Consider the following 19,604-nt stretch of genomic DNA (forward strand, 5'->3'; position numbering starts at 1 on the left):
TTGCTTAGGGAAACTCTATCTTTAAAGCCTTTATGCAACAAAGCCGCTGAGAATTAAAAAGAGGTTCTCTCTTTTGTAAATGCATTTCTATACGATTATCAAATTTTTTCCTATCTGCATTCTTTACATAACATTTTTCTAGAATACTATTATCATTATCAACAATTGAATCAGAAAATGCGCTTACAACAGCTCCTTCAATCAATGGATAAATAGGGTTTTCTTTCTTTATAGAAATTCCCTTAAAAAATTTGTTAAGTCTTCTTTCGTCAAATTGATCAGTTTTTCGACCAATCAATTCTAAAGCTAAATTTCCTTCAATTACTCCATCTCGTGAAAGTAAACCTCTAAAATGACCAGACTCTTCTCCTAGAATTCGCTCGATTGAATCAAATACCAATGCTGTAGAGTCCGAGAATGAAACTGAATCCGTTCTAACAGCTGGGAAAATAATCCATTGTGAACCATTAGTAACAGCAGCAAAAGGAATAGACTTTTTTCGGCAATATTCTCTTGCCTGCTTTATAGCTTTACCTGTTAAATCATCTTCAGAAAAAGTAGATAACTTAACTTTTTTCTTTTCTGGAACTGTATAAAAAGTTGAGCCTAGTCTTTTTGCTTCAATTAAAATAGAAACATCAGCTGTTCTAATAATATAATCTGCATAAGTTGTTTTCCCGTCTTCAGATACTCTTTCTTCATAAGAAATATCATCTGTAGTCCAACCTAATACATTTTCAATCACTACATCAATAAGCTTTTTTCTTGTTTCTGCTTCATTCGCATCAGATAGTTTTAATTTTTTATAAATTGTTAATAAGTTACTTAGAAACGCATCATTTTTTTCCACTAATTTATGCTCCTAATCTTATATTAATTTGCTCTAATCATATAAAAATAAACCCCACATGAATGTAGGGTCTTTTTACAATAATATCAACAACTTTAGCTTAAGGTCTTAAGCCACATTCCCTTCTAAAAAATCCTGCGCAAAGCGTTGCAAAACACCGCCCGCCTCATACACAGACACTTCTTCTTCCGTATCTAGGCGACAAGTTACAGGCACTTCAACAATTTCACTCTTGCCGTCTTCCGTCGCACGCTCAATCACTAAAGTTAAAGTCGAACGCGGTGCAATATTGCCAATCACGCTATACAGTTCAGTACCATCTAAACCTAAAGTTTTACGGTCAGTGCCTGCTTTAAACTCAAGCGGCAATACGCCCATACCCACTAAGTTGGTACGGTGAATACGCTCAAAGCCTTCCGCCACAATCGCTTCCACACCTGCAAGGCGCACACCTTTGGCAGCCCAGTCACGGCTTGAACCTTGACCATAATCTTTACCGGCAATAATGATCAGCGGCTGCTTGCGGTTCATATAAGTTTCAATCGCTTCCCACATGCGCATCACTTCGCCCTCAGGCTCAACACGCGCCTTAGAACCCTGCTTAACCGTACCATCCGCACGAACCACCATTTCATTAAACAGTTTCGGGTTGGCAAATGTTGCACGCTGCGTGGTCAAATGGTCACCTCGGTGCGTTGCGTAAGAGTTGAAGTCTTCTTCTGGCACGCCCATTTTTTTCAGGTATTCACCAGAAGCGCTGTCTAGCACAATCGCATTCGAAGGCGATAAATGATCCGTAGTGATGTTGTCGCCCAAGATCGCCAGCGGACGCATATTGGCCAAAGTGCGCGGTGCAGCCAAAGCCCCTTCCCAGTACGGCGGACGGCGGATATAGGTACTTTTCGGGCGCCAGTCGTAAAGCGGGCTCGCAGCTTTTTCATTCACACCCAAATCAAACATTGGAATATAGATTTTTTTGAACTGTTCTGGTTTTACAGCCACTTTGACCAAAGCATCAATTTCTTCATCAGACGGCCAAATGTCTTTCAGGTAAATAGGGTTGCCGTCTTTGTCATTGCCCAAAGCATCCGTTTCGATGTCAAAACGGATTGTTCCTGCAATGGCATAGGCCACAACCAGCGGAGGAGAAGCCAAGAACGCTTGTTTTGCATAAGGATGGATACGGCCATCAAAGTTGCGGTTGCCTGAAAGCACCGCAGTTGCGTACAAGTCACGGTCAATGATTTCTTGCTGAATTTTTGGATCCAGCGCGCCTGACATCCCGTTACAGGTGGTACATGCATACGCCACGATGCCAAAGCCGAGTTGTTCTAAATCATGCAGTACGCCTGCCTCTTCCAAATACAGCGCGGCCGCTTTAGAACCCGGTGCAAATGACGTTTTCACCCATGGCTTGCGCACTAGGCCAAGCTCATTCGCCTTACGCGCCAGCAAGCCTGCTGCCACAGTATTGCGCGGGTTAGAGGTATTGGTGCAAGAAGTAATGGCTGCAATAATGATGGCGCCATCTGGCATTAGGCCTTCCGCTTCTTGCGCAAGCGCCGCGTCTAAGTTGCCAGCAATGCCTTTGGCTTTTAGATCAGCCGTCGATACACGCGCATGCGGGTTGGATGGCCCTGCAATGTTACGGGTTACCGTTGAAAGATCGAAACGGAGTACACGCGGATATTCCGCTTGGGTCATGTCGAATGCCCAAAGACCGATTTCTTTGGCATATTTTTCAACAAGTTGAACTTGCTCAGCTTCACGGCCAGTCAGGGTTAAATAATCAATGGTGTTTTGATCAATGTAGAACATGGCCGCCGTTGCGCCGTATTCAGGCGTCATGTTGGAAATCGTCGCACGATCCCCCACCGACATGCTGTCTGCGCCTTCACCGAAGAATTCGAGGTATGCACCCACTACGCGCTCTTTACGCAAGAATTCTGTCAGTGCCAAAACAATATCGGTTGCGGTAATACCCGCTTGACGCTGACCGACAAATTCTACACCAATGATATCTGGCAGACGCATCCAAGACGCACGGCCGAGCATCACATTTTCTGCTTCCAAACCGCCGACACCAATCGAGATCACGCCCAATGCATCGGTATGCGGTGTGTGTGAATCTGTTCCTACACAGGTATCTGGATATGCAATGCCGCCACGGTTTTGAATCACTGGAGACATTTTCTCCAAGTTGATTTGGTGCATGATGCCGTTGCCTGCAGGGATCACATCGACATTTTCAAAGGCTGTTTTGGTCCATTCGATGAAGTGGAAACGGTCTTCATTGCGGCGGTCTTCAATGGCGCGGTTTTTCTCGAAAGCATCAGGGTCATAACCGCCGAACTCGACAGCAAGAGAATGGTCGACGATCAGCTGCGTTGGCACAACAGGATTGACTTTCGATGGATCACCGCCTTGGTCTGCAATTGCATCACGCAAACCGGCAAGGTCGACCAGTGCAGTTTGACCCAAGATGTCATGGCACACCACACGTGCGGGATACCAAGGGAAATCGTGGTCTTGCTTGCGGTTAATCAATTCTTTTAAGGACTGTTCAAGGATGGCTGGATCACAGCGGCGCACCAATTGTTCCGCCAAGACTTTTGAGGTGTATGGAAGTTTTGCGTATGCGCCTGGCTGGATGTCTTCTACGGCTTGACGCACATCGAAGTATTCGAGCTGGGTGCCTGACAGGGGTTTACGGTAGTTGTTATTCATTGCGCTGTGCCTCTTGCATCATTTTGTTCTGCATGTCTAATGCTCTGAATACTACACTGCCGAAAAGCCATTTCCCAAATCGTTTAAATTTCATTAACTTAGGTATAAAAACAGGGGGTTTTGAAATATTTAGTTACATTAACTTTGGGATATTTGCTCTAAATATGATTTTTTTTGAAAAATAGCGGAAAATAGGCCTAATTCTTTAGTATTAGATGATAGATAAGCGAGCAATTCATGAGCGATTTAGCCTTCTCCTCATTCACTTTAATCGGTGCAGATGCGCAAAAATTCCTGCAGGGACAAGTCACTTTAAATACCGAAGCATTGGCCGAAAATACCACGCGCTATACCGCAATTTGTGACCTGAAAGGCCGCATTCACTTCGGTTTGTGGCTAAAAAAGGTCAATCCAGAACATTTTGAAATTGTCACTACTGCCGATCAGGCCGACGAGTTTTCCAAGCACATTAAAAAGTACGGCGCGTTCTCTAAAATGAAGCTTGAACCCGCGGGTTCAGTTTTCCCGGCACTGCTTGACGATTCGACTGCTTTTTCAGCAGAAACCACTGATATTACGGCTTGGGAAGTGTCTGCCATTCAAAACGGTCAAGCATTCATCAGCCAAAAAACTGAAGGCATGTTCCAGCCGCAAGAGCTGCGCCTGCATCAGCGTGAAGGCGTTCACTATGACAAAGGCTGCTATTTGGGTCAGGAAGTCATTGCGCGCTTATGGTTTAAAGCCAAACCGAAAGCATGGCTGCATGCCATTCAGGGTTCAGGCGATGTGCCTGCTTTGGGTGAGCAATTGAATAAAGGCGTTCAAGTGGTGAATAGCGCTGCGATTGATGGCGGTTTTATTGCACTTGCGGTTGCCCGTCCTGATGCTTTGGAAGACCTAGGCGTAACTGTTTTAGCATTGCCTGAATATTTGAGCGGTGATGTGGCTCGTCCGCAGTAACTCTATAAATTTTAGACTGTTGTGATACATTAGCCTCTAAATTTAGGGGCTTTTTAACGACTAAATCTTTTCAATGCAGCTTGTACTTTGTCATCAACTCTGTAAATATTTATAAAAATACCAACAATTAAGCATTATGAAAAAATTAACTATTTTAGCACCAATCCTGACTTGGCTGGTTCTAGGCAGTTCAGTCAGCTTTGCAGATGACCTCGACAAAATAAATCAAACTGCTCAACAATTTCCTAGAGAATTAAAGCCTGAGTTTATTGATAAGACGCCAATTGAAGGACTGTATGCCTTATCGAATGCCCGGGGCACATTTATGATGGACGCTAAAAGCAAGTATTTGATTAAAGGAAAAATTTTAGACATTAACAATCAATCTAACATTACCAATGCCATTTATCAAAAACACTATGCAATAAACCCCAAGCAACTCCCGCTGAATCAAGCTTTTAAAGAAGTAAAGGGAAATGGGAAACATGTCATTTATGTTTTTGCAGATCCAGACTGCCCTGCTTGTCAGGCATTCCAAAGCGCTTTCGAAGAAATGGATAATATGACTATTTACACTTTTCCATTTGCATTAACTCACCTGCACCCAACCGCATTAACAACGGCAAAAAAAATCTGGTGCTCTAAAGAGCCTTTAAAAGTATGGAAAGAGTATTTAATTGAGGAGAAAAAACCAAAACAGCAATCTACTGATTGCAGCAATCCAATTGATCAAAATATGGATTTGACTAAAAAACTGAATATCTCAATTACCCCCACTGTTTTTAATTCACTAGGACAGCGAATGGCAGGTCTTGAGACTGAAGAAGAATTCGAAGAATTTATTACCCCCAAAAAAGTACAATTAAATTAATACATAATTTATAGGGTGTTTTTGAAGGGAAATACCCTATAAAATTTGAGAACATGAATTCTTAATTTTATTTATGCCGGACATAAATAGTGGAATAAACATAACAATACAACTGCTCAATAGAACCATGGATCAGCATCTCATACCACTCCATTTCACCTGACTATTCGCATCTGCAGTCATGCTCTTTCTCCTGAATTTTTAGAAAAACTCAAAAAATTAGAAAGGCACTTTCTTCCTCACATAATAAACTACACCACCCCGATCATCTGAAAAATAAAAGGAGTCTGCATCAATCCGGTAAATATCCGCAGGACGTCCATTGACTTTTTTATCCGCTAGAAAGCCATCCATAAAAGTTTCAAGTTTTTGCCCTTTGCGCATAATCGCAATTTTATAGCCATGCCCAATTGCTTCATCTGTAGAACCATGCAAAGCCACTAAAAAAGAATTTTTGATGCTGTCATCTGTGTCTGGATGGTCAAAATAATCAAAACCGAGCGCTGATGAATGTGATGGGAAATACGCATAAGGAGCTGGCACATTTTTACAGCCTGAGGCACGTTTGAATTTAGGATCAGCTAAAACCTTGCCATTGGCTGAATAGCATGACGGCCAGCCATAATCTGCATCACGCTTCAGCGCATAAAACGTTTCATCAGGCTTACTTTTGCCTAAATGATCTGATCCCTGATTGGTCGCAAATAAAAACTTTCCAATCCATTTCAAACCGACGGCATTGCGCAAGCCTTTGGCGTAAATCTTTTGTTCCGAACCATCCGGATTCATCTCCAAAACAGCCGCACGAACTTGTTCTTTCTCGGCACACGCATTGCAGCTTGAACCCACGGACACATAAATCTTGCCGTTTCCGCCCACTGCAATGGTTCGTGTGAGATGCCAGCCGCCATATTTATAACTGAGGCCATAATCAGGAAAAGTGGCTAAAACTTCAGCTTTGGCCGCGGGTTTCATTTCGCCTTGCGTAAATTTCCGCCGGGTGAGCTGATGCGTTTCGGCTAAATATAGCCAATCTTGCCCTTCGGAATCTGTATAAAACTGCACTGAATTTGGGTTCTTCAAACCCGTCATATAAGGAATGATTTTGCCGAATTTTCCGGTTGCAGCATTCCATTCATCCAAAATATAAACACTGCCTTTTTCGTTGTCGGACAAATCATGCATATCCGTGACAAACATTCTGCCATCCGGCGCTTTAGCAAAAAAACGTACCCGTTTTAGGCCTTCAGCCGCAGGAATGATGTCGTAATTGGACGGAAGATTAAAAGAAAATTGCTTTCCATTTTTCAAGTGTATCGGATGAGGAACAAGTTTTGGCTGCCCTGCCAAACCTGCCATTGAGCAGGCTAAACTTAAGAATAAAGCTGACAGTATTTTTATCATTTTAGATCCGTCTCGATTCATCTTATGAAAATAGCTTCTATTTATGTTATATAAATTAAATCTTTTTGGCTGAAATATATTTAAAAATAATCATCAACAAACAATAAATTGTGGGAAATCAGTATTAACTATCTTTTTATTTGCAGCCGCAACCAATGGCGCAGTCCAACAGCAGAGCGTATTTTGCAGCAGGTTACGGTATTCATACGCGTTCTGCGGGGACAAGCCGTCATGCAAAACATAGCTTAACCGTTAAAGATATTGCCTGGGCAGATTGTATTTGCGTCATGGAACAAAAACATAAAACATGGATCAAAGAAAAATTTCATAAAGAGCTGTCACATAAGAAAATTATTGTTTTAGATATTCCTGATGACTATCAATATATGGATGAAGACTTAATCGAAATACTCAAACAATCCATGCAGCATTATCTCGATTAAATCTATAAAATGATGTTGAAGCAAAATATTCAGTCACCATCTTTCAAATCAGGTTTAATTAAAACCCATGAAACAGCTTATTCATGTCCTTGCATAAATAATCTTTAAATGAATAATCCCGCGCATGCTTGGCGTCAAATTTTGCCGTCACGCCCTCTTTTGCAAAGATATACACGCGGTCTTCTTTGCTCACTAAATACTCACCGCCAAGCTTCATCAGCAAAGCATCAATCTTATCTTCATGCGCAATGCTGTCATCTTGATTGATTTTGTCATAATTGCGTTTAATGCCTTTAATAAACATTCATCTGCTCTTTCATTTAATGCAGCGCAGATTTACCTCAAAACACCATGAAAAGCAAATCCGTTTAAAATAAAACGTAAAAATTCATAATCAGCTCATCCTCGGGCTTTAAATTGAAAATGCCAAGGTTCACATTCCATCGGACTGCAATGCACCTCATCAGCACAGCCTGCATGCCAATGCCTTAATATTTTGCATTGATCATGCACTTTTTGAGCTGCATCCTTGCACAATGGCTGACCGCTTGGAATATTTCACAAAAGGCATATTTACTTTCACATAATTCTAATTATGATGAGATATACGGTTACTACACATGAATATACTCAGACACATAAATGGATTTATGCTGCTGTATTAAAAAGGTTTAAAATGAAAAAAATTCTATTCGCAGGCTTAATTGCACTTTCTTCTCAATTTGCTTTCGCTGAAGCGCCAGCCAACAGCACTGATCCTGAATTCGCCAAAATTGAAGCGATGGTTAAAGCAAAGAATCTAACTGGCGCTTACCAAGCTTTGGAAAAATTGGCAAAACAAGGCAATGCGCAAGCGATTTATAATCTAGGTTACTTGACGCAAACGGGCCAAGGCACAGCCAAAAACGAGAAGAAAGCGATTGAGCTGTACGAGCAAGCTGCAAACAAAGGCTACCCGGTAGCAAACTATGTTTTAGGCAAAAACTATATTGCAGGTTCAATGGGCTTAAAGGCTGATCCTGCCAAAGCTAAACAATATCTTGAGAAAGCTTCTTCACAAGGCTTTGAGGATGCCAGCATCGATTTAGCCGTGCTGCTGTTCTCTGAAAACAAGCCTGAATCCGACAAAGCCGGCTTGGCGAAACTCGATCCTTTAGTGAAAAAAGGCAACTTTCAAGCGATGCATGCCAAAGCGCTGTATGACATCAGCACCGGCTTTAAAAACAAAGATGAAAAGCCCATTCAGCAAGGCCTGAACAGCATTCAGGATTTGGCTAAAAAAGGCTACATCCCTGCGCTGATGGCAGTGGGCAATATGTTTGCCAACGGCAATATCATTCCCCAGAACTTAACGGAAGCGCAAAAAATCTTCACTGCTCTAGCCAAAGAGAATGTGCCGCAAGCCAAAGAGTCTTTAGCAACCGTCAACAAAATGATTGCAGAGCAAGCCAAGCCCCCTAAGCCAGCAGCGAAAAAGAGCTGATCAGCCTTCTTTTCAATCCTGAGCAGTAAAAAAGCCAAACATTGAATGTTTGGCTTTTTTACGCAAGGGACAGACTGCAGATATTTAATCTGCATGCATCCTCACAGTGGAATAAACCGTGCAGACTGTGACAGCAGCACGGCGACGGCAATAAACCCCATAATCGTGCTGAGCACCAGCGGCGCTAGAGCCTTTTCTCCTAAACCGTAATGCTGTGCAAAAATGCCGAAAGCGACGGGCATAGGAAGCGCCGCCAGCAATGTGCCGACAAAAAGCATTTCTGAGCTGGCATTCAGCAGCCGCAGCAGGCTGAAAATCATCAATGGCATTAGTATGACTTTTAAAGCTGCCAATGTCATGCTTTGCAGATTTATAGCATTCAGCTTCATGCCGGCTAAACTGCCGCCAATGACAAACAGCGCCAAAGGCGAAGCAGTTTTTCCCAGCATTTCCAGCGCTTGGACAACAGCGTTGGGCAATTTCAGCTGCAGCAATACACAGCCAAGACCGATTAAAATCGCAAGGATCACAGGATTCTGCAGCAGCCGTTTCAGCAAGATTTTAAATACAGCGCCTTGCTGAGGCAAACTCAAGTGCTGCCCTCTTTCTGCCAAAAGCAGCATCAAGGTCAAAATCAGCAGGTTTTCAATAATTAATGTTAAGGAGAGATAAACAGCGGAATGGCTGCCTAGCAGCAAGGTCAAAATCGCGGTACCGATAAAACCGGTATTGGACATGGATGCGCCCATGGCCAAAACACTGGCATGAGTCATCGACTGGATAAAAAACTTCCGGTACAGCAGGTATGTCAGCACAAACAGCAGCAAAGAACCGCCGCCATAGCCAATGAAATACGCCGGATGCCAAATTTCCGCTAAGTTTTTGCTGGCTAGGGCCTGCACCAAAAAGGCAGGCAAAGACACCTTCATAACAAACTGGCTCAGCGGCTGAATATGCCCTGAGGCGATAAATCCACTTCTGACCGCCCAGTACCCCAACAGCGCAATCAAGCAAATTGGCAACAGTACATTCGCCAGCACAGCATCTTCCTTATAACATGTAATTAATCACCGTTCAGCGGCTTTAATCATTTTGAACAGCCAGTTTTGCCCGCGGTAGCGAACGCTCAAAAGCGGGCATAAAAAGAAATTGATTGTTTAAAATATCTAGCGCTCAAAAGGCTTAAATAAATCGCGCAGTCCATGCGGCTGACAGCGTAAATACTGTGGCGCAGCTGCAACTGTTTCTCCCAGTTCGGCAGCGGCATGCCAAGGCCAGCGCGGATCATACAGGATTGCGCGGGCAAGCCCAATGGCATCAGCCTGCTCATAATGCAGAATGCCTTCCGCCTGCAAAGCGTCCGTAATCAAGCCCACTGCAATAACTGGAATGCTGAGCTCTTGTTTGACCGCTGCGGCAAATGGCACTTGATAGCCTGCATGCAGATCAATTTTCTGCTCAATATGCAGCCCGCCGCTGGACACATGAATATACGCGGCGCCTAATTGTTCCAAAGCTTTCGATAAGCCCACGGTAGACTCGACATCCCAGCTGTCTGCATCATCCATCCAGTCTGTCGCAGATAAACGCACGCCAATGGGATAGCCGGCAGGCACCGCGTCTTTCATGGCCTGAAATACCTCCAGCGTCAAACGGATGCGGTTTTCAAAGCTGCCGCCATACTCATCGCTGCGCTGATTAGACAGTGGAGACATAAATTGATGCAGCAAATAGCCATGTGCCGCATGCAATTCAATCAAATCAAATCCGGCATCTACAGCCCGCTTTGCGGAGTCTGCAAAATCAGCAATGATTGTCTTAATTTCATCTGCCGTCAGCGCATGCGGCGCATGATCCGCCGGATTAAACGGCAGATTGCTGGCGGAAACTGTTTGCCAGCCCTGCGCATGTTCAGGCGCCAGCTGGCCGCGGCCATCCCACGGCTTATCGGTCGAGGCTTTGCGCCCTGCATGCGCCAGCTGAATGCCGAACGGCATCGGTGAAAGGCTTTTCACTTTAAGCAGCAGCGCTTTCATCTGCGCACGCTGCAAATCATTCCACAGGCCAAGATCTGCATAACTGATGCGCCCTTCCGGCTGCACTGCAGTCGCTTCTACAATGCACAGCCCGGCACCGGACAGCGCATAATTCGCCCATTGCTGCTCATGCCAATACGTCAGCTCCCCCTGTTCATTGGCAGAGTATTGACACATCGGCGCAATCACAATTTTATTGCTCAATTGCAACTGGCCAAATTGGATGGGTTGAAATAATAACGCCACGCAAATCTCCTTACTTCCTTGCTTGATCTAATGCTTAGCTTAATGCTGTTTTTTAATTAAAATGCTTTGGTGACACTTAATCCTGCGCTCCAGTTCAATTCATCCGCAGGTTCAAAGAAGCGTCCATTGCCGTCATTCACAATAACAGAGCCGACATAGGTTTCATCAAATAAATTGTCAGCCCTTACATACGTCCGCACTTTCCAATCAGCTTGCTTCCACACATAGCCGGCATTGGCGGAAACCACGGTATAGCTTAGCGCAGCGTCACTGTTGGCATCATCGACATAGACTTTATCCATATAGCGCACATCTACGCCTGCGTTAAATCCTGTTTCCGGCTGCCAGCCCAAACTGGCAAAAGCCTGATTTTTGGCAATGCCGGGAATTTTAGCGCCGGATTGAATACCGGCAGTATTGCCGTCAAATTCAGCATTAATGTAGCTGAAGCTGGCCTGTGTACTCAAATCACGCCAAAGGGTTTTATTCCAAGACAGCTCTGCCCCTTCACGCAAAGTCCTGTCGGCATTTTTAAATGTGGCGCGGCCATCAATCGTGCCTGCGGAAACAATATCATTCTGTGTTTTGCTTTGGAAAACCGCCGCCGTGAAATTGCCCCATGCATTTTGCGCTTTCATACCCCATTCATAATTGTCACTGCTGGCAGGCAGCAAGCTGAAATTCATGCCATCGTTGGCTGAATAAGCCATCTCCGTAAAGGTAGGCGTTTCAAAGCCTTTGGCATAGCTGATATAGCTGCTGACATTGGTTGTGATGGTCCATCTTAAGGCTGCCGACGGTAAGACTTTGTCATAGTCAGTTTTGCCGCTGTCATCACCGTTGCCAGCCTTAATATAATGATCCTTTGATTCATAATGCACATTGCTGTAGCGCAGGCCGGCATCTAGAGTCCAAGCCGGCAGGAAGTTCCACGAGGCTTGCAGGTATGGGTCTAAGTTCCACAGCGTATTGTTTTCATCACGGCGCAGGTTGCCCTTCACGCCATAATTTCCGCCGGCATCAAAATTTTCATAGCCTTTGCGGTCTTCATCCATATAGTCAAAAGCCAAACCCGCAGTAAAACGGGTATTCGGCAGGAGTTCTTTGCCTGTCCAGCGCAGATCTGCCCCGTAGTAATCACGGCTAAAATCAATCACACCGCCTGCATGGCGCAGATTGGCCTGTGTGCTGCTGGGAATTGACTGGTACTGAACCACATCCCGCTGCCCGGCATAGGCCATGGCATACAGCTCGTGCTGATCATTCAGCGGCTTGCTCCAGGTTAAGCCTGTCTGCGTCTGAGTAATATCCTTGCGCACATCAAACTGCTTTAAAAATGGCACTTGCTGTTTCGGATTTTCCTGCCACTGTGCGCGGGTCAAGCCCTGTGGATCATCGGCATGAATATCCACATAATTGACGATCCAGTTGACCTTAGAGCCATCTTCCAAGTCCCACGTGAGTTTGGCATTGCTCAAGACTTTTTGAGCGGCACTGTGCTCACGGTAGCCGTCAGTATCAAAATATGATGAACTGACCACATAGCTCGGCTCATTCGCCTTGTCTGCACCACCTTGCGCGACTACATCCACGCGGCTTTTATTGTGGCTGCCGCCGGAATAGCCCAGCTCAATCGAGTCTTTGCCCTCACCCTGCTTCGTACTGGTCAAAATTGCCCCGCCGGAAGAATTGCCATACAGCGATGAAAATGGCCCACCCAGCACCTCTATATGATCCAGGCTGCTGAGGTCAATATTTGAAGTCTGTCCTTGGCCGTCCGGCATGGTCGCTGGAATGCCGTCAACATATAAGCGGATGCCGCGTACGCCGAAGGTAGAGCGCGCGCCATAGCCGCGCATGGACAGCTGCAAGTCCTGCGCATAATTTTCACGGTTGTTTAATTGCAGCCCCGGAACACCTTGCAGGGTTTCGGTTAAATTTACGCCGATATTGTTTTGATGATTTTTTTGTTCTATGCGATAGACAGAAGCCGGCGTATTCAGCCAAGCGGTGTCTGTCCGGACAGCTTCTATTTTAATGATGGGAAGCAAAACAGGTTCCGTAGAACCTGTTTCTGCATATAGGCTTTGGCAGATGCTTGCCGTCAGTCCAAGTAAAGTCATTTGCATAGGAAGATTCAACGCTTTACTTGTCATCAGGTCACCTGCTTTTCAGCTCATTAAAATGTAACTTTAGAGCTTAAACCAATTAAGAAGGCATCATCAACTTTGTTTGTAGAACCTGGGTTAACCACATACTGTAAATTTGGACGCAGCATGAGCCATTTAGCTGGGTTGTAGCTGTAATTCAGTTCAATATTGTATTCAGCATGCGCGTCATATTGCGCTTTGCCTTCAGAGAAACGGTCATTCACATGCACACGGTTTAGGCCCAAGCCAATATAGTCATTTGGCAATGCTGCAGACAGGCCCACATATTTCAAGCCAATTTGCTGTGAATTGTCCACCTTATTGGTGATGCGGTCATGCCAAGTAAAGTTTGCAAAGCTATGCAGCCCCTGCTTGCCTGCACCCGTTGAAGTCAGCTGCTGTTCCACTGCCAGCCAGCCGGCAAACGTACGGTCTTGCTGCTCGCCGGTTTGAATGTCTTTTTGGTTTTTAACTTCATCGGCAGTATTGTACATGCCGCCAACACGGTAGCTGCCCGGCAGGCCATTCACAAAGGATTTCGGTGTCCAAATCAATTCCACAGGAATCGTTACACCGTCTGCATTTTTGGTATCTAAATTCCAGCCGTGGCTTTCCAATGCATTTTCCGGGTTGTATTCATAAACCCCCACTTGCGCAGCCACTTCAGGGGCCGCTTGATATTTCACACGTCCGCCCCATTGAGAAACCGGCGTATTCATCCAGATATTGCCTTGCCATTTGCCCATTTGCGCCGCGCAAAATGCATTGCTTTGGAAATCACAGGCCATGACATTAAAGTCCATGCCCAAACCTAGGCGGCCGGCTTTAATGCTGATGCCTTGTTCCTTAAAGTTCTTTTCAATGGACAGTTCAGACAGGCGGCTTTTTTGATTGCCGCGGCCAAAATTGGCTTGCACATTGGCCCACTGCGGCGCCGAAGGATCCTGCAAATCATCCAATGTGGTGCTTTGGCCTTGGCGCGCCGTCATCACGGCGCGTACAGTCACGCCATTCCAGCCCGCCAGTTTTTCCATATCGAATTGAGTGCCTAACCACAGCTGGCTGGCCACTGTTGCAGAATGCCCGGCATTGCGGCCGCCATCCGCCAAATATGCCGCATCAGCTGCGATATTGGCTTCAAATTTCACGCCTTGCTGCGCTAGTTCGCTGCGTTTGCCGTCCCAATCGCCCAGCATATACTGGCCTTTGGTGTCGAAAGGCTGCTGCGCCGCTTGAGTTTGGGTCATGGCTGCCATTAAAAATGCCGGCAATAGAGCTAGACTGAACTTGTTCATTGGAAAAACCTGAATGCAATAACTTAATGTTTTCAATTCAATAAATTGAAATTAAATGAATAATTACATAATTGTTAAATTTTTAATCTGCAAAATTTTTATCATTTGCTAAACTTTTAGTTATTACTTTCTTAATTTTAATAACTTAATATTAAGCGCTATCTATTAATTTCAATATTTATCAGAAACTTATTATCTTCCTATTTTTTTAGTCGCTCAGAGCCGCCGCAATCATATATTTTTAAAATTGACTATGCAGACTACTTTTTTAGGAAAAACAAAAAAAGCGCTGCCTTTTACATCCATTTCGTAGCTTGTAATCCCTGCCATTCAGCCCGATATTAAGCGTATCCGCCACAGCTCTGTCCACCCAATGCCTGAATTACCCGAAGTTGAAACCACCAAAACCAGCCTGCTGCCTTTGCTTGATCAAAAAGTTTTAAAGGTGGAGGTTCGCCAGCCCAGCCTGCGCTGGCCCATTCCAGAAGATATTCAAAAACTCGCAGGGCAAAAGCTGCTGAAGCTGACGCGGCGCTCTAAATACATTTTGGCTGAATTTGAACAGGACACCATGCTTTGGCATTTAGGCATGTCCGGCAGCTTTAGAATTTGTGACGGTCATGAAGAACTGCGCAAGCATGACCATTTGATCATCCAATTTGAAGATCTGCAGCTGCGCTATCATGACCCTCGGCGTTTTGGCTGCATTCTTTGGCTGAATGCAGACTCACAGGTCAAACTGATTGACACCTTAGGGCCAGAGCCCTTAAGCGATGAATTTCATGCTGAATATTTATTCAGCAAATTCAAAACTAAAAATACCGCCGTTAAAGTCGCCATGATGGACAATCACATTGTGGTCGGCGTCGGCAATATTTACGCGACTGAAAGCCTGTTCAATTTAGGCATTCACCCCGCGCAGCCTGCATCTACCCTGACATTTCAGCAAGTTGAAAAAATGGTGGCAGAAATCAAACGCATCTTAAAACAGGCGATTGATTTAGGCGGTTCAACCTTGCGCGATTACAGCAACGCCATGGGCGAAAACGGCTATTTTCAGCAAACCTTGCTGGCTTATGGCCGCGCGGGCGAAATGTGCATCAACTGTGAAACGACTTTAGAAAATTTAAAGCTTGGACAGCGCGCATCGGTATTTTGTCCTGAATGCCAGCCTTTAAAAAAGGTTAAAATAGCCAGCAAGAAGACCCTTAAAGGAAGCAAAGCATGAAGTCTGCGATTGTCCGTCACATCTTGGTCAAAGACAAAGACCTGTGTGAACAGCTGAAAAAGAAAATTAAAGCAGGCGCCGACTTTGCCAAAATCGCCAAACAGCATTCGACTTGCCCATCGGGCAAAAAAGGCGGTGAGCTCGGCGACATTAAAAAAGGCCAGCTGGTCGGCCCGATTGATAAAGCGGTTTTTACCCTGCCGGAACGTGAACTGCATGGCCCAATCAAAAGCCAGTTTGGCTGGCATTTGCTGGAAATTAAGTTCAGGATGGATTAATTCAGCGGTTCAAACCGAATATTTTTAAAAAACTTCAAAGCACGATACTTTAAAAACCAACGCAGCAATTAAGCTGCGTTTTTCATTTCATAAACCCATGCGGATTTCTGTTCGCCGGACTCCAGCTGAATCATCACCTGCACCCGCTGATACTGCATGCCTTCAAACTCATCCAAAGCATCCCAATACTGCTTCAGTTTTTCGGTACTGAAACAATAATCCTCAATGACTAGTGCTGCCGGAATGCTTTCTCATCGGTCATAAATATTGCTTTTTTTTAAATATATATTTAAGACTTACAAATATATAAAATACTATTACCATCACTTTTGTATTCAAACATCAATCACAATAAAATCTAAATAGGAAAAACTCATGGGAAACTACTATCATTATCGTCTGGGAATACTCGGGGAACGCTTTGCAATACCTGTTAGAGAAAAACAAAAGATTATTCAGGAAATGTATGATGATCCACTAATAGATCCATTTAAAGAAATGATGCAAGCTATCACATTAGATGGGCAAACAGAACAAGAGACTAAATGGAATAACTATTCATTGCATTTAACGACTTTTAGTAAAAAATACCCTAAGTTAAAATTTGTTTTAGGATTCTCTGAAGTAAATGACAAATATAAAAACAATGAAAATTTTATTTTATTTCATAAAGGAACAAATCAATATTTGGAACGGAAACAAGGTACAGATGATATTGTCGTCGGCAATATAAAGACGAGCGCATGGTATTTATTTCTATCCGATGCTGTCATACTTTTTAAAGATAAAAATGATTTTTTAGCTCAGGTGATTCAACAACAGTGTGAAAACAATACAATCATCATCATTCCATTTAAATATTACGATTCTTTAGATGATGCAAAAACAGGACTTGATAGAAAGACTGTTTTTTTAAACAGCGAAGTGATTTTTGATCATTTGGATACATTATTCCCTGAATTTGAAAGTATTGGCGCCGCATTAAAAGTTACCTTTCCATCAGATCAGTTTGCATTATTTCTAGATGCCGCTGAAACATATATCTTTGAATCAGGTTTATGCATCTGACAAAATGCCAAACGGCACATAAAGTGCCGTTTGGCATTTGTCTCTTTACAATTACTGACGTTTTTTCAACTCATCACGAATTTCACGAAGCAATTCAATATCTTCTGGCGTAGCTGCTGGCGCTTCAGGCTCTGCAGGCTGCTGACGGCGCATTTTGTTCATAATTTTCACCAGCAGGAACACTACCCAAGCCAAAAGCAGGAAGTTGATTAAGATGGTCAAGAAGTTACCGTAGGCTAAAACATTCAAGCCGGCATCTTGCGCTGCTTTTAATGTATTCAGGTTATTGGGGTTATCGCCCAATACCAAGAACCAGTTTGAATAGTCCACATCACCGCCCAGAATCCAAGAAACTACAGGCATGATGATATCTTTCACCATGGAATCAATAATCTTGCCGAATGCGCCGCCAATAATCACACCGACAGCCAAATCCATCACATTGCCTTTTACAGCAAATTCTTTAAATTCTTGAACAATACTCATCTTTATCTCCAGCCAATATTCGATGCTATTCTTTATTAAATTTTTTTAAGTGATTTACATCACCAATTGTAATGTATAAGCATATTTAATTCCTTGTAATTTACTCGGAAAATATCCGCTTTAATATACAGCTTTGCGAATTGTAAACAAAAAAAAGCCATCAATCACTTGATGGCTTTTTTAAATGATGCTGCGCTCTTAAGCGCAGCTTCACTTTTAAATCTTATTTACCAGAACGGTTACGTTTACGTTCGTTTTCAGTCAAGTAACGCTTACGGATACGGATTGACTTCGGTGTTACTTCAACTAATTCATCATCTTCAATGAATTCAAGCGCTTGTTCAAGCGTATATTCAACAGCTGGAACGAGAGTTAATGCTTCATCTGTACCAGAAGCACGTACGTTTGTTAACTGTTTTGCTTTCGTCGGGTTAACAGTCATGTCGTCTGAACGTGAGTTAATACCGACGATCATGCCTTCATAAACTTCTAACTGCGGTTTAGCGAATAGACGGCCGCGGTCTTGAAGTGTGAACAACGCATAGCCCAGGCAAGTACCTTGAACCATAGAAATCAGTACACCGTTTTGACGTTTCGCAACAGTACCTTGTTTCATTGGACCGTAGTGCGAGAAGCTCGACGTCATGATACCAGTACCAGAAGTCATGGTCAGGAATTCAGAACGGAAACCGATCAAGCCGCGTGAAGGAACAGTTGCTTCAATACGGATACGGCCTTTGCCGTCAACTTCCATATTGGTCATTTCGCCTTTACGATGACCCATTTGCTCCATTACAGAACCTTGGTGCTGTTCTTCAACGTCAAATGTTACGTTTTCGTATGGTTCTTGCTTTTCGCCGTCAACTTCTTTCAAAATTACTTGCGGACGAGAAACACCCATCTCGAAACCTTCACGGCGCATGTTTTCAATCAGAACTGAAAGGTGAAGCTCACCGCGGCCAGACACTTTGAAACGGTCTGGACTGTCAGTATCTTCAACGCGTAAAGCAACGTTATGGATCAATTCACGGTCTAAACGTTCACGGATGTTGCGTGAAGTTACAAATTTACCTTCTTTACCCGCAAACGGTGAGTTGTTTACTTGGAAAGTCATAGTCACTGTAGGTTCATCTACAGATAATGGCGGCAATGCTTCAACATTTTTCTGATCACAAATGGTGTCAGAGATATGAAGTTCATCAATACCTGTTACACACACGATGTCGCCTGCTTGAGCAGAATCTACATCGATACGTTCTAAACCGTGGTAACCCATGATTTTCAGGATACGGCCGTTACGCGTCTTACCTTCTTTATCAATCACAGTTACAGGTGTATTTAAGCTGATTGAACCGCGCTGAATACGGCCTACACCGATAACACCTACGAAGCTGTTATAGTCCAGTGAAGAAATCTGCATTTGGAATGGACCGTCAACGTCAACTGCTGGCGGTTCAACAATATCTACGATTGTTTGGAACAATGGCGTCATGTCGTCTGCAAGTTCTTCTGGAGAAGGACCAGCAACACCGCGAAGGCCTGATGCATAAACAACCGGGAAGTCTAACTGTTCGTCAGTACCGCCTAAGTTATCAAACAAATCGAATACTTGATCGATTACCCAGTCTGGACGCGCGCTTGGCTTGTCAACTTTGTTGATAATCACGATTGGCTTCAAACCGCGCGCGAACGCTTTTTGCGTTACGAAACGCGTTTGCGGCATTGGACCTTCTTGAGAATCGACAAGAAGAAGTACGCAGTCAACCATTGACATTACACGTTCTACTTCACCGCCAAAGTCGGCGTGTCCCGGGGTGTCCACGATGTTGATGCGGTATTCAGTATTGGTACGCGCATCAGTCCATTTAATTGCAGTGTTTTTTGCAAGAATGGTAATACCGCGTTCGCTTTCAATAGCGCCCGAATCCATTACACGTTCGATCTCGCCTGCGCGATCGCCAAGAGCACCTGATTGCTGTAAAAGTTTGTCTACTAGAGTAGTTTTACCATGGTCGACGTGCGCGATGATGGCAATGTTACGGAGAGTTTTAATATCTGACATGTGAATTCGATACGCCT

17 protein-coding genes and 1 pseudogene are annotated in these 19,604 nt (G+C 44.0%); 7 read left to right on the top strand and 11 right to left on the bottom strand.

From position 1 onward, the window contains the following. Window positions 1-4: 4 nt before the first annotated feature. Both OKC24_RS14210 and acnD read right to left on the bottom strand, forming a co-directional pair. Window positions 5-850: a type I restriction enzyme HsdR N-terminal domain-containing protein gene (locus tag OKC24_RS14210; RefSeq protein WP_265465752.1), complete on the bottom strand. Its 846-nt coding sequence runs from the start codon at window positions 848-850 to the stop codon at window positions 5-7. Between the two features lie 108 nt (window positions 851-958). After that, the gene (gene acnD, locus OKC24_RS14215) at window positions 959-3,577 is read right to left on the bottom strand and encodes a Fe/S-dependent 2-methylisocitrate dehydratase AcnD (protein ID WP_131276064.1); all 2,619 of its coding nucleotides are present in this window, start codon (window positions 3,575-3,577) and stop codon (window positions 959-961) included. Between the two features lie 237 nt (window positions 3,578-3,814). Between acnD and ygfZ the strand changes: the two genes are divergently transcribed. Continuing rightward, complete coding sequence (gene ygfZ, locus OKC24_RS14220) at window positions 3,815-4,537, top strand: CAF17-like 4Fe-4S cluster assembly/insertion protein YgfZ (RefSeq protein ID WP_130148046.1); 723 nt, start codon at window positions 3,815-3,817, stop codon at window positions 4,535-4,537. A gap of 136 nt (window positions 4,538-4,673) precedes the next feature. Then, a complete protein-coding gene (locus tag OKC24_RS14225) occupies window positions 4,674-5,408 on the top strand; it encodes a DsbC family protein (RefSeq protein WP_130148044.1) in 735 nt (244 codons plus the stop codon). Between the two features lie 219 nt (window positions 5,409-5,627). Here the strand turns inward: OKC24_RS14225 and OKC24_RS14230 are convergent, their stop codons facing one another. Next, entirely contained in the window at window positions 5,628-6,812 is a 1,185-nt protein-coding gene (locus tag OKC24_RS14230) for a PQQ-dependent sugar dehydrogenase (RefSeq protein ID WP_130148042.1), read from the bottom strand. A 123-nt stretch (window positions 6,813-6,935) separates the two neighbouring features. Here OKC24_RS14230 and OKC24_RS14235 point away from each other — a divergent pair. After that, window positions 6,936-7,255 (top strand): annotated as a pseudogene (locus OKC24_RS14235) (low molecular weight protein tyrosine phosphatase family protein). Window positions 7,256-7,313: 58 nt separating this feature from the next. On the opposite strand, the gene OKC24_RS14240 reads toward OKC24_RS14235, so the two are convergent. Continuing rightward, complete coding sequence (locus tag OKC24_RS14240) at window positions 7,314-7,559, bottom strand: hypothetical protein (RefSeq protein WP_130148040.1); 246 nt, start codon at window positions 7,557-7,559, stop codon at window positions 7,314-7,316. Between the two features lie 372 nt (window positions 7,560-7,931). On the opposite strand from OKC24_RS14240, the gene OKC24_RS14245 reads away from it, so the two are divergent. Then, window positions 7,932-8,738 carry a tetratricopeptide repeat protein gene (locus tag OKC24_RS14245; RefSeq protein ID WP_130148038.1) on the top strand — a complete coding sequence of 269 codons (807 nt, stop codon included), beginning with the start codon at window positions 7,932-7,934 and terminating at the stop codon, window positions 8,736-8,738. A gap of 101 nt (window positions 8,739-8,839) precedes the next feature. Here OKC24_RS14245 and OKC24_RS14250 read toward each other — a convergent pair whose 3' ends face one another. From OKC24_RS14250 to OKC24_RS14265, 4 genes are all read right to left on the bottom strand, one after another. After that, window positions 8,840-9,778: an AEC family transporter gene (locus OKC24_RS14250; RefSeq protein WP_131276066.1), complete on the bottom strand. Its 939-nt coding sequence runs from the start codon at window positions 9,776-9,778 to the stop codon at window positions 8,840-8,842. 126 nt (window positions 9,779-9,904) lie between these two features. After that, window positions 9,905-11,020 carry an NADH:flavin oxidoreductase/NADH oxidase gene (locus OKC24_RS14255; RefSeq protein WP_130148034.1) on the bottom strand — a complete coding sequence of 372 codons (1,116 nt, stop codon included), beginning with the start codon at window positions 11,018-11,020 and terminating at the stop codon, window positions 9,905-9,907. Window positions 11,021-11,076: 56 nt separating this feature from the next. Further along, on the bottom strand, window positions 11,077-13,176 hold the full coding sequence (locus OKC24_RS14260) for a TonB-dependent receptor domain-containing protein (RefSeq protein WP_131276067.1): 2,100 nt from the start codon (window positions 13,174-13,176) through the stop codon (window positions 11,077-11,079). 23 nt (window positions 13,177-13,199) lie between these two features. Then, window positions 13,200-14,465, bottom strand: a complete 1,266-nt coding sequence (locus tag OKC24_RS14265) for a carbohydrate porin (protein ID WP_130148030.1) — start codon at window positions 14,463-14,465, stop codon at window positions 13,200-13,202. A gap of 373 nt (window positions 14,466-14,838) precedes the next feature. On the opposite strand from OKC24_RS14265, the gene mutM reads away from it, so the two are divergent. Next, window positions 14,839-15,693: a bifunctional DNA-formamidopyrimidine glycosylase/DNA-(apurinic or apyrimidinic site) lyase gene (gene mutM, locus OKC24_RS14270; RefSeq protein ID WP_130148028.1), complete on the top strand. Its 855-nt coding sequence runs from the start codon at window positions 14,839-14,841 to the stop codon at window positions 15,691-15,693. After that, window positions 15,690-15,971 (top strand): peptidylprolyl isomerase, encoded by a 282-nt coding sequence (locus OKC24_RS14275; RefSeq protein ID WP_130148026.1) that lies wholly within the window; start codon window positions 15,690-15,692, stop codon window positions 15,969-15,971. The genes mutM and OKC24_RS14275 overlap by 4 nt, the downstream gene beginning before the upstream one ends. Before the next feature lie 68 nt (window positions 15,972-16,039). Here OKC24_RS14275 and OKC24_RS14280 read toward each other — a convergent pair whose 3' ends face one another. Continuing rightward, on the bottom strand, window positions 16,040-16,216 hold the full coding sequence (locus OKC24_RS14280; RefSeq protein WP_130148024.1) for a gamma-glutamylcyclotransferase: 177 nt from the start codon (window positions 16,214-16,216) through the stop codon (window positions 16,040-16,042). A gap of 130 nt (window positions 16,217-16,346) precedes the next feature. On the opposite strand from OKC24_RS14280, the gene OKC24_RS14285 reads away from it, so the two are divergent. Next, window positions 16,347-17,039: a hypothetical protein gene (locus tag OKC24_RS14285; protein ID WP_131276068.1), complete on the top strand. Its 693-nt coding sequence runs from the start codon at window positions 16,347-16,349 to the stop codon at window positions 17,037-17,039. 51 nt (window positions 17,040-17,090) lie between these two features. Here the strand turns inward: OKC24_RS14285 and mscL are convergent, their stop codons facing one another. Together mscL and typA are read right to left on the bottom strand one after the other, a co-directional pair. Beyond that, window positions 17,091-17,525: a large conductance mechanosensitive channel protein MscL gene (gene mscL, locus OKC24_RS14290; RefSeq protein ID WP_130148020.1), complete on the bottom strand. Its 435-nt coding sequence runs from the start codon at window positions 17,523-17,525 to the stop codon at window positions 17,091-17,093. 223 nt (window positions 17,526-17,748) lie between these two features. Then, a complete protein-coding gene (typA, locus tag OKC24_RS14295; RefSeq protein ID WP_130148018.1) occupies window positions 17,749-19,587 on the bottom strand; it encodes a translational GTPase TypA in 1,839 nt (612 codons plus the stop codon). Window positions 19,588-19,604: the final 17 nt, after the last annotated feature.

It is taken from the genome of Acinetobacter entericus (assembly GCF_026168575.1).
GTDB classification, from domain to species: Bacteria; Pseudomonadota; Gammaproteobacteria; order Pseudomonadales; family Moraxellaceae; genus Acinetobacter; species Acinetobacter bouvetii.

Excerpts from the sequence above, each read along its gene's own strand:
- OKC24_RS14260 (WP_131276067.1), bottom strand. The coding sequence starts at position 13,176 with ATGACAAGTAAAGCGTTGAATCTTCCTATGCAAATGACTTTACTTGGA.
- mutM (WP_130148028.1), top strand. The coding sequence starts at position 14,839 with ATGCCTGAATTACCCGAAGTTGAAACCACCAAAACCAGCCTGCTGCCT.
- mscL (WP_130148020.1), bottom strand. The coding sequence starts at position 17,525 with ATGAGTATTGTTCAAGAATTTAAAGAATTTGCTGTAAAAGGCAATGTG.
- OKC24_RS14265 (WP_130148030.1), bottom strand. The coding sequence starts at position 14,465 with ATGAACAAGTTCAGTCTAGCTCTATTGCCGGCATTTTTAATGGCAGCC.
- OKC24_RS14245 (WP_130148038.1), top strand. The coding sequence starts at position 7,932 with ATGAAAAAAATTCTATTCGCAGGCTTAATTGCACTTTCTTCTCAATTT.
- ygfZ (WP_130148046.1), top strand. The coding sequence starts at position 3,815 with ATGAGCGATTTAGCCTTCTCCTCATTCACTTTAATCGGTGCAGATGCG.
- OKC24_RS14285 (WP_131276068.1), top strand. The coding sequence starts at position 16,347 with ATGGGAAACTACTATCATTATCGTCTGGGAATACTCGGGGAACGCTTT.
- OKC24_RS14240 (WP_130148040.1), bottom strand. The coding sequence starts at position 7,559 with ATGTTTATTAAAGGCATTAAACGCAATTATGACAAAATCAATCAAGAT.
- acnD (WP_131276064.1), bottom strand. The coding sequence starts at position 3,577 with ATGAATAACAACTACCGTAAACCCCTGTCAGGCACCCAGCTCGAATAC.
- OKC24_RS14225 (WP_130148044.1), top strand. The coding sequence starts at position 4,674 with ATGAAAAAATTAACTATTTTAGCACCAATCCTGACTTGGCTGGTTCTA.
- OKC24_RS14275 (WP_130148026.1), top strand. The coding sequence starts at position 15,690 with ATGAAGTCTGCGATTGTCCGTCACATCTTGGTCAAAGACAAAGACCTG.
- typA (WP_130148018.1), bottom strand. The coding sequence starts at position 19,587 with ATGTCAGATATTAAAACTCTCCGTAACATTGCCATCATCGCGCACGTC.
- OKC24_RS14230 (WP_130148042.1), bottom strand. The coding sequence starts at position 6,812 with ATGATAAAAATACTGTCAGCTTTATTCTTAAGTTTAGCCTGCTCAATG.